Source organism: Paenibacillus sp. FSL P4-0184, from assembly GCF_038004625.1.
Taxonomy (GTDB): Bacteria; Bacillota; Bacilli; order Paenibacillales; family Paenibacillaceae; genus Paenibacillus_AQ.
Window position 1 is genome coordinate 3,236,542 of sequence record NZ_JBBORN010000001.1, and the last position, 12,722, is coordinate 3,249,263.

The 12,722-nt window shown below is 48.4% G+C and carries 8 protein-coding genes; 5 read left to right on the forward strand and 3 right to left on the reverse strand.

Translation table 11 applies throughout. The features are described 5' to 3' along the window. Positions 1 to 63 precede the first annotated feature (63 nt). Positions 64 to 855 (reverse strand): archaetidylserine decarboxylase, encoded by a 792-nt coding sequence (asd, locus tag MKY52_RS14155; RefSeq protein WP_341051862.1) that lies wholly within the window; start codon positions 853 to 855, stop codon positions 64 to 66. 86 nt (positions 856 to 941) lie between these two features. Further along, positions 942 to 2,036, reverse strand: coding sequence for a YheC/YheD family endospore coat-associated protein (locus MKY52_RS14160; protein WP_341051863.1), 1,095 nt, complete (start codon positions 2,034 to 2,036; stop codon positions 942 to 944). A gap of 239 nt (positions 2,037 to 2,275) precedes the next feature. Between MKY52_RS14160 and MKY52_RS14165 the strand changes: the two genes are divergently transcribed. From MKY52_RS14165 to MKY52_RS14185, 5 genes are all read left to right on the forward strand, one after another. Then, positions 2,276 to 7,855 carry a WIAG-tail domain gene (locus MKY52_RS14165; protein WP_341051866.1) on the forward strand — a complete coding sequence of 1,860 codons (5,580 nt, stop codon included), beginning with the start codon at positions 2,276 to 2,278 and terminating at the stop codon, positions 7,853 to 7,855. A gap of 207 nt (positions 7,856 to 8,062) precedes the next feature. Further along, on the forward strand, positions 8,063 to 8,905 hold the full coding sequence (locus MKY52_RS14170; protein WP_341051868.1) for a glycosyltransferase family 2 protein: 843 nt from the start codon (positions 8,063 to 8,065) through the stop codon (positions 8,903 to 8,905). Then, the gene (locus MKY52_RS14175; protein ID WP_341051870.1) at positions 8,902 to 9,885 is read left to right on the forward strand and encodes a glycosyltransferase family 2 protein; all 984 of its coding nucleotides are present in this window, start codon (positions 8,902 to 8,904) and stop codon (positions 9,883 to 9,885) included. Before MKY52_RS14170 ends, MKY52_RS14175 begins: the two co-directional genes overlap by 4 nt. Then, positions 9,882 to 10,619, forward strand: coding sequence for a glycosyltransferase family 2 protein (locus MKY52_RS14180; protein WP_341051872.1), 738 nt, complete (start codon positions 9,882 to 9,884; stop codon positions 10,617 to 10,619). The genes MKY52_RS14175 and MKY52_RS14180 overlap by 4 nt, the downstream gene beginning before the upstream one ends. Before the next feature lie 47 nt (positions 10,620 to 10,666). Then, complete coding sequence (locus tag MKY52_RS14185; RefSeq protein WP_042191506.1) at positions 10,667 to 11,398, forward strand: sugar phosphate nucleotidyltransferase; 732 nt, start codon at positions 10,667 to 10,669, stop codon at positions 11,396 to 11,398. 178 nt (positions 11,399 to 11,576) lie between these two features. Here MKY52_RS14185 and MKY52_RS14190 read toward each other — a convergent pair whose 3' ends face one another. Continuing rightward, on the reverse strand, positions 11,577 to 12,455 hold the full coding sequence (locus tag MKY52_RS14190; RefSeq protein ID WP_341053420.1) for an AraC family transcriptional regulator: 879 nt from the start codon (positions 12,453 to 12,455) through the stop codon (positions 11,577 to 11,579). Positions 12,456 to 12,722 lie beyond the last annotated feature (267 nt).

A 12,722-nucleotide genomic window follows, 5' to 3' on the forward strand; every position in this document is an offset into this window, starting at 1 on the left:
GGTATCCCGGCGCCGATTTTCAATCGGTTAAGGATACCCTTATTTTGTTATATCGTAGCTTTACTAAAGCGGCCGATGTAGCGTCCCCAGCATTTCCCCCATCTTTACCGTCGTGTTGACCTCAAGCTTGGGTCTCGGGGTAAAAGTACCGCTCTCCATAAGCAGTACTACAGTGGAGCCGAACTCGAAATAGGCTAGATCATCGCCGATTTGCCACTCGGTAGCGTTAGCATCCGTATACCCGATGCTGCTGACGTTCATCGCGCCTACCTTTACTACTGCTGTTTCTCCGTAGTCTCCGGCGATATACGTGATAAGACGTTCATTGCGATTCAGTACGCCCTTCATATGTCGCATGCCGAAATCGTTGACAGGATAGGCTCGTCCACGAATATGATCACTCTCAACCTTATGTCCAGTAAGGGGAGAGTGAATCCGGTGATAATCCGTAGGACTTAGATAAAGGACGAAGAAAAAACCTCTCTTGTATAGCTCCAGATGCGGAGAATGATTTAGTAGATCCTCGATCTTATAATCCTGCCCTTTTACATTCATAATCGTACCAGAGGAAATGTCACCCATAGCAGTAATCATTGCATCTACGGGACTAACTAAAGCGTCAGCATCGGTTGCAATAGGCCGCATGCCAGGCTTCAGCCGGCGGCTGAAAAACTCATTAAGAGTGAGATATTCTCCAGGATTCTTCTCCGCTTGGGCGGAGGGGATTTGATAAGTCTTAATAAATACCGGGATTAGAAAACGGCTGAGTCTACTATGAGAAAAAGACCCCATTAACCGTGAAAGCCATCGGTGCGAGGATAGCTCGGTCATTAGCCGCAGCAATTGTTTTACCATGCCCATCTCCCTTCCATAATACAGCAGTACGGTCGTATGTGGCCGCCATCTGCTCTGCATTATATTGACATAGAATAGGAGACAAATCAATAACTGTTATATATGAGGCTGTTCTTTTCTAGTAAAAAACGTGCGTATCCCATAGGTCTTCGGTAACTCTCCTTCCAAATCTCCGTAAGGCCGGCTTTGTGAAATCCATAGCGTTGGTCGCGGCCATTGCATTCTATGAAGAAGATGCGACCATCCTTTGTAATGCCTATATCCAGTCCGATATCGGCCAGCCCTGGAAGGTCTTGTTCGAGACAACGAGCTATAACAAGGCTAAGTGTTTCGACAGCCATACGGATATGGGCCGCTATTCCTCTAGAGAAGGCTTTTTCCAGCGCAAAGGAAGAGCTTAACGCTTCTCCTCCACGAGCTATATTAGAGACAAACCCCCCAGGGGGTGCTAGTTTAGCAAAGAGACCGGTAACCTGCCAATCGCCTCCCCAGCCACGTTGAACGGTGACGCGTAAATCAAAGGGACGCCCTCCAATTTCAGCAAGGGGAATACGCTCCTGCACGAGATAAGGGACAGAGGCAAGGCGTACCCGGAGCATTTTTGGCAGCGCCCCCTGATATACAGGAGTGCTTATCCAGCGCCGCATAGAGGGGGAGTGATAATTTAAGCTCCAGCGCTGAGGCCCTTTACGAACCAGTCGCATGACCCCATTCCCAATGCTTCCACGGCAAGGCTTAAGAATAAGATCGGGGTAACGATTCATCATTTGTTTGAGTCCAGATACGCCAGTTGTTGCTGGCAAAATCTCACGCAGCTCTTCATGCTGCTCAAGCAGTTCATGGATCTCATCCTTACCGTATCGATTGCAAGTATTGTACACCAAAGGATGGTGCCGCAGCAGACGTTGCATTCCTGGGCTGTTCTGGCTGTATATAGCCCGGTTGTGGATGACATTGGGCGTAGGCACTACTACGCTTTTATATCCATGAGATCCCTTTATATAGGCGGCACTGAAGCCTGAGTCTGTATCGATGTCCGCGAGCTTCAGAAAGCAGGGGACTAAACCGTATGCAGCGGCCGCCTCTTCATAGTTGGATAGAGACTCCTGTCCTGTTTTTAGCCGGGGAACGCCCCGGTGCATATCGGCATTTAGTAGTATTCCAATGAGCTTATGCCCCATGTTTGTTCCTCCTGTTTCCTCGGTCACGTGATTCCCGCTTTTACTACTCTTGTCATTGTATGTTTGTACCCGCGTGTCAGGGTGGACGAATGCGCGGCGGCAGAAGCCTTTTTTTTAATATAAGAAAGTATAAATTTCATCAGAATCTTATAAAGGGCTTATCGCAAAAGGGTGTCATCAGCCCATACCGCTGCATATGATGCCTAGGAGAAACAATAGATGGAAGGAGGAGACTGCTTGTGAGGGGTTCCAAAAAAAAGCAGCCGCGCAGTCCACAAAAACGACTTTATTTTGTAGATAATCCCAATACAGAGGAACTGAGTATGCTGGATACCAAAAGCAGCTCTAAGGATTCAGGGAGTATCAGTGACGGAGTCAGCAATTCAGAGATTGCTGAAGTTCAGGTAAGTGGAGGAGGAGTAGCTGAAGTCGTTCAAGAGGAACTCATTTCTGCTCCAGTCCTGCAGCCGGAGCCTATGGTGGAGGTGCAGCTTCAGAAACAGGTGGATAATCTTTCTGAAACCATATGGTTCGCTCCCGAGAAAGAACGGTTCCAGCCCGTTTATACAGATGATCTATCGGATGCAGCAGTTACAGGAGCTAAAATCGCTCCACGTACCATTGACGGTTCTAAGCTGAAGTTCGGCATTATTGGTACACCATGGTTGCAAGATTACGCTGTACAGAGCATCAATATCGCGGACAAGGCAGTTACTTCTTCGAAAATCGCGCCTGAATCCATTGTGGGTGAACATTTAGCTGAAGGAAGCGTAAGTGGCGGTAAACTGCTGGATCATTCCATCAGTGGAGAGAAGCTGAAGAACGGTAGTATTAGTCCAGAGAAGCTGGCTGATCGGATTATCGGCGGCGGTCAACTTGCGGATAAATCAATTGAGAGCCGTCATTTGAGCGATCTGATTATTACGGCTGATCTACTGGAAGATGGAGCGGTTACTGGTGAGAAGATAGGAAGCAGCAGCATCACAGGCCGCCACATCGCAAACGGGAGTATTGACCGTTCCAAGCTAGCTGATGCAGCGGTATCTGGCGATATAATAGCCGATGGTGAAATCAGTAGCTCCAAACTGGCTGATGCTGTGATTGAGGGTCGCCATCTTAGCGATGCTTTGATAACCGCTAGACATTTGGCTCCGGGAGCGATCGGACCAGGGCAGCTTGCCAGCAAGCTGATCGGCAAGGAGCAGCTCCAGTCGGGTGTAATCGAAGGCGCACATGTAGCGGATGGTGCTATTGGTTCCAAGCAGCTAGGTGCAGAAGTAGTGAGAAGCATCCACCTAAGTGCAGAAAGCGTACACGGTTCCCATATCAGCGACGGGGAAATAACGAGTCGCCATCTAGCTGACCGAAGTATCTCCTTTTTAAAGCTAACAGAGGGTGCGGTAGGTACTGCACAGCTGGTTGAGCAAGCGGTCACCTCATCGAAAATCGCTGATCAAAGCATACTCGCACATAAGCTAGCAGATGAAGCTGTAACCACCAGACATATTGCCAAATCCGCCATACGCGGACCGCAAATTGCTATGCAAGCTGTTTCCTCTAATCATCTGGAACGTGAGGCTGTGAACCACTCCCATTTAGCTTCGGAAGCGGTAGGCTCAGAGCAGCTTATGGATGAAGCTGTTCATACGGAACATCTATCCTCTGGTGCTGTTACTGGAGAAAAGCTTGCCTCAGAGTCTGTGGGTGCGGAGCACCTGCGTCCACAGAGCGTTACTTCCGCCAAGTTAGCGGACGGAGTGGTGAGCTCGGCTAAACTAGCAGCAGGATCGGTCATTGGAAGTACGATTGCTCGTGAAGTGGTAAGTGGTGAGCATATCGCTTTTTGTGCAGTGGAGGAGAAACATCTAGCAGATGCCAGCGTGAGCGGTCGTGCCCTGCAGGATGCTGTAGTGGATAAAGATCATCTTGCCACTGGAGCTGTGGAACGGAGACATCTCGGAGAAAATAGTGTGACTACTGCTGCGATTCAGTCCGGCTCGGTTTCGGGAGATAAGCTGGCTTCTGCTGCGGTGAGAGAGATTCATTTGGCCGCTGGGGCAGTGCAGCCACATCATCTAGCAGATCATGTGGTGACATCGTTAAAGCTGTCCCCGGAAAGTGTATCGACGGATAAGATTAGTGATTTATCGGTCACATCAGCTAAGCTTGCTGATGGAAGTGTGGATTCCAGTAAATTAGCAGTGTCGGCAGTTCAGGCAGAGCATTTATCTGTGAATGCAGTTCATTCAAAATCCATTAGCGATAGTGCGGTTCAGAGCAGACATATGAATCCGGGAAGTATCGGCGGGGCGCATATCCGGCCGTTGTCCATCGGAAATGGTCATATCATTCCTAATTCCATCTCTTCGATTCAAATACAGGAGGGCAGCATTAGCGGGTCTAAGCTGGCCAAAGGGGCTGTGGATTCCCAGCATCTTTCACCGGGCAGTGTAGACGGCAGCCATCTATGTATGGATACGATTGAAGGACGTCATATCGGGCATGGTGAGATCAAGCTGGCTCATCTAGCCGAAGATGCACGTAGTTCCGACTTGCTGCCAGAAGGCAGTGTTACCGGAGAGAAGCTCGCAGAAGAATCCGTAGATTCTATTCATCTAGTACCTGCAAGTGTAGACGGAAGTCATCTGAGGCTGGGTGCAGTAGAAGGTCGTCACATTCAGCATGGTGAAATCACACTTGCTCATTTGGCAGAAGAAACGTTTAGCTCTGAGCTACTGCCTAACGGTAGTATTACCGGCGAGAAGCTCGCTGAGGAATCCGTAGGTTCTATTCATCTAATGGCCGGAAGCGTAGATGGCAGTCATCTGAGCTCGGATACAGTGAAGGGACGTCATATTGGGCACAGTGAAATCACCTTAGCTCATCTAGCCAAAGATGCACGTAGCGCAGACTTGCTCCCAGATGGCAGTATTACCAGAGAAAAGCTGGCGGAAGAATCTGTGAACTCAAATCATCTTATACCTGGAAGTGTGAATGGCAGCCATCTGAGCCCAGATACAGTAGAAGGCCGCCATATCGGGTACGGTGAAATCACCTTAGCTCATCTAGCCAAAGATGCACGTAGCGCAGACTTGCTTCCAGACGGCAGTATTACCAGAGAAAAGCTGGCGAGAGAATCTGTAAATTCAAATCATCTAATACATGGAAGTGTGGATGGTAGTCATCTGAGTCCGGACGCAGTGGAAGGCCGTCATATCCGAAATGGTGAAATCACATTAGCTCATTTGGCAAAAGAAACGCGCAGCTCTGAATTGTTACCCGACGGTAGTATCACCAGTGAGAAGCTGGCAGTAGAATCCGTAGATTCAAATCATCTAATACCAGGAAGTGTAGATGGCAGTCATCTGAGTCCGGACGCAGTGGAAGGCCGTCATATCCGAAATGGTGAAATCACATTAGCTCATTTGGCAAAAGAAACGCGCAGCTCTGAATTGTTACCCGACGGTAGTATCACCAGTGAGAAGCTGGCAGTAGAATCCGTAGATTCAAATCATCTAATACCAGGAAGTGTAGATGGCAGTCATCTGAGTCCGGACGCAGTGGAAGGCCGTCATATCCGAAATGGTGAAATCACATTAGCTCATTTGGCAAAAGAAACGCGCAGCTCTGAATTGTTACCCGACGGTAGTATCACCAGTGAGAAGCTGGCAGTAGAATCCGTAGATTCAAATCATCTAATACCAGGAAGTGTAGATGGCAGTCATTTGAGTCCAGACGCAGTGGAAGGCCGTCATATCCGAAATGGTGAGATTACGTTAGCTCATTTGGCAAAAGAAACACGTAGCTCTGAATTGCTGCCGGACGGTAGCATTACCGGTGAGAAGCTAGCAGAAGAATCCGTTAGTTCTATTCATCTTGAACCTGGAAGTGTAGGGAGTAGTCATCTGAGTTCGGGTGCAGTAGAAGGCCATCATATCGGGTATGGTGAGATTACAATGGCTCATCTAGCACCAGAGACACGCAGCTCAGAATTACTGCCGGACGGCAGCATTACCGGTGAGAAGCTAGCAGAAGAATCCGTAGATTCAAACCATCTGGCACCAGGAAGTGTAGATGGCAGTCATTTGAGCTCAGGTGCAGTAGAACGACGTCATATCGGGTACGGTGAGATTACCCTGGCTCATCTAGCACCAGAAACACGCAGCTCCGATTTCCTGCCGGACGGTAGCATTACCGGTGAGAAGCTAGCAGAAGAATCCGTAGATTCAAACCATCTGGCACCAGGAAGTGTAGAGGGCAGTCATTTGAGCTCAGGTGCAGTAGAACGACGTCATATCGGGTACGGTGAGATTATCCTGGCTCATCTAGCACCAGAAACACGCAGCTCCGATTTCTTGCCAGATGGTAGCATTACGGGTGAGAAGCTGGCAGAAGAATCCGTAGATTCAGTTCATCTTGTACCAGAAAGTGTGGATGGTAGTCATCTGAGCCCGGGTACAGTAGAAGGACGTCATATCGCATACGGTGAAATTACCCTAGCTCATCTGTCAGAAGAGGTTCGTAGTTCTGATCTGCTGCCGGACGGCAGCCTTACCGGAGAGAAGTTGGCAAAAGCATCCGTAGATTCAAATCATCTTGTGCCTGGAAGTGTAAATGGAAGTCACCTGAGTCCAAGTACAGTAAAAGGCCGTCATATCCGGCACGGAGAGATTACTCTTGCTCATCTGTCAGAAGAGGTTCGTAGTTCTGATCTGCTGCCAGATGGTAGCATTCCTGGTAAGAAGCTGGAGGGTGGATCCATTCATGCTTTCCATCTGGCCCCAGGCAGCGTGTATGGGGGGCATTTAGCGGGGGATACGATAGATAGCCGTCATCTGCGATCTGGGTGTATCACCTTGAAGCATCTGTCAGAAGAGGTGCACAGCTCCGATCTGTTGCCGGATGGCAGCATAACAGGTGGAAAGATTGAAGGCGGAACTATCCAATCATTCCATTTGGCCCCAGGTAGCGTCTTTGGTGGGCATTTGGTAGAGGAAGCGGTGGATGGTCACCACATTCGATCAGACAGCATCACCTTGAAGCATTTGTCAGAAGAGGTCCGCAGTTCCGATCTATTGCCGCAAGGTAGTATTACTGAAGAAAAGTTAGCCGAAGGCTCAGTGAATGCTTTACATTTGCAGTCGCGGAGTGTGTACGGAGAGCATCTGGCTGACAAAATCGTAGAGGATCGGCACTTGCAGCCCGGTATCATCAAATTAGAGCATCTCGCAGATGAAACTCGTACCTCAGCGCTGCTTCCGGATGCAAGCATCGATGGAGCCAAGCTGAAGGCAGGCAGTATTGATTCCGTTCATCTGATTGAGGGTAGTGTAGGCACGAAAGAGCTTCAGGACGAAGCGGTGGTTGCTTCGAAGATCTCTTCATTTTCTATTCAAGCGCGTCATCTAGAGGAAGAGAGCGTTCAAGATTATCATATTGCCCCCGGCGCAGTAAATGGGTTCCATTTGGCACCGAGTTCTGTGAATGCTGAGCATCTATCCTTCAGTCCGATTCAGACAGCAGGGAAGCGAGAGGCGCTTCAGCAGTTTGGGATGACAGCCTTTATGTTCAACGGGGATGCTGAAAGTGTGGAGGTCACTGTATCGTTCGATGAGAACTTTGGTCATACGGGTTATGTACTCGTCGCAATGACTAATCAGCCTTACTTCTATGCTTCCTTAAAGAGCAGAGCCAATGGAGATGCAGTGATACAAGTGGTGCGACTGCGCGAAACTCCGCATTTCTATGGGGTCATCTCTTGGATTGCTATCGGCGCTCCATTAGCCAGACCGGCAGTGGATGATCGTGTGTTTGATTAATTCGCAATGATGATGTACAAAATGCTAAGCGCAGCCGATGGCTGCGCTTTTTGTTGTGTTGTCCTCCTAGCAATTAAGAGGGTGAGTACATTTGTCCTGTTTTCCACATGACAGGAGACAAAGGCCGTTACCCTGTTCGGCGTAGTACATAAACTGTGATGTAACCCTCAGCCTGACGAATAGGCTCTGTAAGGAAGGTGGATGAGCATGAAGCCCAAACGTACTTCTGCCCGCCGCACGGGACGGCGGGTCTCTCGGATCAAACGGCGGACTTCACGCCCAGTGCGGCAAGTCGCCGCAATCCCTATCGTTAACCATCCAAATCCCTATGTTTCTGTTATTATTCCTGCCATGAACGAAGCGAAGACCATTGCGGGAGTGATATCCGGAGCTAGAAGGGTCCATCCGCGCTGCGAGGTTATTGTAATCGTCAACGGATCAGCCGATCAAACGGCAGAAATTGCCCTTTCGCTTGGTGCGCATGTTATTTCCTATGAGTTGCCGCTGGGACACGACGCTGGTCGCAGTGTCGGAGCAGAGGTAGCTAAGGGAGAGGTTCTCTTGTTTACCGATGGAGATTTAGTGATTCCTGCCTCGGGGCTACGTCCTTTCGTCACCGCCATTAGTGGTGGCGCAGACATAGCGCTTAATGATTATTCCGGACCGGTAAGGAGACTTTCGCCCCATCCGGTGGTGCTGTCCAAACATGCACTTAATATTTTACTTGGCCGTCCGGATCTAAAAGGATGTTCGATGACGGCGGTTCCGCACGCAATCAGCCGAAGAGCGCTTGAAATCTTAGGGAGTCAATCATTATCTCGTCCCCCTCTGGCACATGCTCAGGCAGTTCTGAGTGGTTTACGTGTGGTAGCTGCTCACAAAGTGCATGTAGGGAAACTGAATGCGGTCAGACGTAAGGAAGATGGCACAGATCCTTTGCAGCAGTTGATTACAGCAGATCATATGGAGGCTGTATCCCTCTTGCTTAAACACCGGGGAAACAGGGCGGGGTTCACCGACGGAACCCGGCGCAGAGAGATGGTGAGATGATGGTTGCTCTGTTACAAGTGTCTGGTAGCTCTGCCGTTCGACGAGGAACAGCAACTCGTACGGTAAAGAAACGTTCAGCATCTAGTCAGGCCAAAACAACACTGGCACCCCGCCAAAGGGTAGCGAATCGTTCGGTAAAAAGAGGCATCCCTACCGCTCGGCCACCGATTCTGTCTCGGCAATCCAAGGTAGGTCGCGAGGTACTGAATTTACCGAGCTTACGTGGGACCTTGTCAGTTATTATCTCCGCGCGTAACGAGGAGCAGACCTTGGGACGTCTGCTGCAACAGGTATCGCGGCTGGGACCTACTGAAATTATCGTCGTGCTTAACGGTTGCAGCGATAGCAGCTTTCCCATTTCCAGACAACATCGTCAAGCAATAGTTGTGCATTGTCCGGAGTCAGTTGGACATGATGTAGGGCGGGCTATTGGTGCGAAGCTGAGTCGAGGAGATATTCTGCTCTTCCTGGACGGAGATATGGTTATCCCTGCATCTCAGCTCGGATTATTCACAGCTGCTGTAGATGGTGGAATTGACGTGGCTCTTAATGATTTGGATCCACTGATGCCTTCTTTTGGATTATGCGATGATGTTACTCGCAGCAAGCTGTTTCTGAATTATGCTCTTGGACGGTACGATCTCGGAGTTAGCTCTATGACGGCTGTCCCTCACGCGCTTTCCCGGAGAGCACTTGAGACTATAGGCTACCGTGAATTAATAGTTCCTCCTAAAGCCCAAGCTCGTTCTGTATTAGAGAAGCTAAGGGTGGAGAAAGTTGGAACGGTGAATGTGATTAAGCATAATCGGCTGCGTCAAGCGAACATAGGCGCTGGAAATGCTGTGGAGAAACTGATCATAGGGGATCACGCAGAGGCTCTCCTTGAGGTGCTTTCCCGTCAAGATGATGGGGGCCTACTTAATAGCGAAACGCAGCGTGAATACCGCAGACAAGTAGCCGCTTGGAGGAACCGGATATGACGATGACTAGTATTATTATTCCGACCTACAACGCGTTGCCACTGCTGCGGTCCTGTGTGGAATCGATACGTGCTTATACTCCACTGCCTTACGAGATCATCGTTGTAGATAATGCTTCATCAGATGGAACGGATGCCTATTGCCGCGCGAATCGTATAACGTTTATTTCATTGCCTGAGAATCGAGGCTTTCCATCCGCCTGCAATTTGGGTCTACTGCTAGCATCAGGGGATGAATTGTTACTGCTGAATAATGATGTGGTGGTTTCCCATGGATGGTTAACTAATCTGAAGAGATCGCTATATAGTGCTCCTGAAGTTGGTATTGTTGGGCCAGTGACAAACTATGCGAGTGGACGTCAACAGGTGAAGACGGATTATGAAAGTCTGTTAGATTTTCATAAGGTTGCAGAGATAACTAACCGTTCCAATCCTCAAAAATGGTTGGAGACTAAACGTTTGGTAGGATTATGTTTTTTATTCAAAAGAGAGCTACTTACTTCCGTAGGTCTGTTGGATGAGAGTTACTCACCTGGACATTACGAGGATGATGACTATTGTTATCGCGCCAGGCTAAAGGGATATCGATTGCTCATCGCAGGGGATTGCCTTGTACACCATGAAGGAAGTGCGAGCTTCAAGCAGGTATACCACACCGGGCTACAGGAGCTGGTGGAACGAAATCGTAAGCTCTTTATGAACAAATGGAATGTGGATCCAACGAGTTTCATATAAAGTGCAGATCCGAAAGCAAAGGACTTAGATAAAGAGGAGGAAAGTAAGTGAAAGGAGTCATACTGGCGGGCGGAACAGGATCCAGACTTCAACCGCTGACCCGGCTTATGAACAAACATTTGCTTCCGGTCGGCAAATATCCTATGGTCTGTTACGGCATAGATCGGCTTCGCCGGGGAGGAATTACCGACATTCTTCTGGTCATCAGCAAGCAGTCTGCTGGTCTGTATACGGATTTTTTAGGCAGCGGTGCAGCATTTGGTGTATCTCTGACTTATAAGATTCAGGAAGCTGCTGGAGGCATTGCAGAGGCTCTCGATTTAGCAGAAGGATTCATTTTCCCTGGGGAACGGTTTGTCGTATTGCTTGGTGATAATCTGTTTATGGATGATCTGACGCCTTACGTGGAGAGCTATCTCCGGCAGCCTGAAGGTACAGCAAAGGTATTGCTGAAGCCGGTGGACGACGCACGTAGATACGGTGTTCCCGTGTTCGATAGTCAAGATTCTGCATGGATTGCTTATATCGAAGAGAAACCCGAGCATCCCAAGACCAAATTTTGCGTAACAGGTATTTATATGTACGATGAAGCTGTGTTTGACATCATCCGCCAAGTATCCCCTTCCAAGAGGGGGGAGCTGGAGATTACCGATGTAAATAATATATATGCTGCTAACCGCAGGCTCAGCTATGATGTTCTCAAGGATTGGTGGAGCGATGCGGGGACGTTCCAGTCTCTGCGGGAGGCGGGAGAGAAGCTGAAGGATGCACTGCCATAAGTGGCAGCGGTAACGTGGAGTGGCCGGCCTTGGGTCGGGCACTCCTTCTTTATAAACTATAAGAAAGTATATCTTTCACCATACTTTGCTTATATTTCTATGAGATACGGGGGTCGTCCTTATGGATGGCTCCCGTTTTTTCTTGATTGGCGCAGCAGTCCGGACGAAGGACCTGATCTCAAGCTTGCGTAGAGATATTATTTTCATCAACCCGGTTCTGTTTGCGGTATTTGAGCGGTGAGGTTCCGGTCATGGTTTTAAATACTCTTCCAAAATGGGTCAGGTTACCAAATCCTGCACGCTCAGCGATTTCCGAAACGGTTAATTTGGAGTCCTGCAGCAGAGAGCGGGCTTCTTTCAGGCGGGTGTTATTTACATATTCGCTGAAAGTAAAACCGGTTGTGTCCTTGAACGTTCGGCTTAAATGGGAGGTGCTTATGGAGAACCTGTCCGATATGTATTCCAGAGACAGAGGCTCAGCGAAGTTACCGTTGATGAAATGGATGATTTGGGAAATTTTCTTATGGGTCCGGTTCGTTTCTACAAAATGTTCGTTTTGATCCGGAAGCTTTTTTCGTTGGATGAAGATCAGCAGCTCCATCAACAGGATTTTCCGATAGTAGTCGAAATTTGGAGGTCTCTTGGTGTCTTCATGAATCAATTTGCTAAAAAGATTCTCGACAAAGATCTGGTCGTAGCCGCTTAACTTGATCGCATTTGATTTGGAGTGAAAGCAGGAGAAGAGGTCGCATGGAAGAGGGCTGTCCGCAAAAAAGTCGCGAAGGAACTCCCTTTTAAACAATAAAGTAACTCTTTCGTACATCGTACCGTTTACATTAATCAGTCTGTGCAGGTCATTAGCGTTAATGAACAATAAAACCCCGCTGACGATTTGAAAGGTTCGGTCTTCTATAAAATAGTACAGCTCTCCAGACACTAAGTAGAGAATTTCATAAGCATCATGATAATGATTTGAAGGCATACTTGAGACATTTTTTTTCTCTCGGCTAATGTGAAAGGGATCAGACTTATAGAAGTTGATTTCCAGGGGTGTCATCTCCAATCCGGCGGGAATGATCCTCGCAGAAACATGATCCATACCTGAATCAATCGTATCACGTTCATTGACCTGTTGAACAGGATAGAAATTAAATAGCGGTAAAAGTAGAAAATCATTAACAATAACAAAATATGCAGAGATTGAATCGAAATGAATGCGCTATATTTACATATAAATCGTATTTAAGGAGGGGAAAAGAAAATCAGGGTCCGCTGCAAGTGAAAGTTAAAGCGCTTAAACTATTATCTGCGAAAAGAGGGAACG

What these genes read in the sequence shown, in the direction of transcription:
- asd (WP_341051862.1), bottom strand. Translation starts at nt 855, where the DNA reads ATGGTAAAACAATTGCTGCGGCTAATGACCGAGCTATCCTCGCACCGA.
- MKY52_RS14160 (WP_341051863.1), bottom strand. Translation starts at nt 2,036, where the DNA reads ATGGGGCATAAGCTCATTGGAATACTACTAAATGCCGATATGCACCGG.
- MKY52_RS14170 (WP_341051868.1), top strand. Translation starts at nt 8,063, where the DNA reads ATGAAGCCCAAACGTACTTCTGCCCGCCGCACGGGACGGCGGGTCTCT.
- MKY52_RS14175 (WP_341051870.1), top strand. Translation starts at nt 8,902, where the DNA reads ATGATGGTTGCTCTGTTACAAGTGTCTGGTAGCTCTGCCGTTCGACGA.
- MKY52_RS14180 (WP_341051872.1), top strand. Translation starts at nt 9,882, where the DNA reads ATGACGATGACTAGTATTATTATTCCGACCTACAACGCGTTGCCACTG.
- MKY52_RS14190 (WP_341053420.1), bottom strand. Translation starts at nt 12,455, where the DNA reads ATGACACCCCTGGAAATCAACTTCTATAAGTCTGATCCCTTTCACATT.